1 protein-coding gene is annotated in these 603 nt (G+C 48.8%); it reads left to right on the forward strand.

Annotation, left to right across the window (positions count from 1 at the left end; translation table 11 throughout):
- On the forward strand, positions 1–603 hold a 603-nt coding region (locus AC1M9N_RS14455; RefSeq protein WP_481954969.1), incomplete at both ends, for a GA-like domain-containing protein.

The following is a 603-nucleotide window of genomic DNA, read 5'->3' on the forward strand; positions in this document are numbered from 1 at the left end:
ACCTGAGGCAGTACAAGCAGCAAAAGATGCGCTACAAGGTCGTTTAAATGATCTGGTTGATATCACCTTACCAGCAGTAAATGATGAAAACGAAGATGGTGTGGATGATGCAGTTGCAGCACTTGAAGAAGCGACAGAGGCCGTAGAGGCGGCTGAAGCAGCATATGCTGAGGCAGAGCAAGCACTAGCAGATGCCGAATCAGATGGTTTAATCACGCCAACAGAACTTACTGAGCTGACTCAAGCACGTGATGATGCGCTTGCTGCTAAAGAAGATGCACAAGCGAAAGTTGATGCACTTCCAGAAGGAGCAGACAAAGACGCACTGGATGCACGCTTAGATGATCTAGTCGACATCACCTTACCAGCAGTAAATGATGAAAACGAAGATGGTGTGGATGATGCAGTTGCAGCACTTGAAGAAGCGACAGAGGCCGTAGAGGCGGCTGAAGCAGCATACGCTGCGGCAGAACAAGCGCTGATCGACGCAAATGCCAATGGCCTCATCACTCCAACAGAACTTACTGCATTGACTCAAGCACGTGATGATGCACTTGCTGCGAAAACAGAAGCACAAACAAAAGTGACAGCATTACCTGAGGC

The organism is Acinetobacter sp. ANC_7655 (assembly GCF_056784015.1).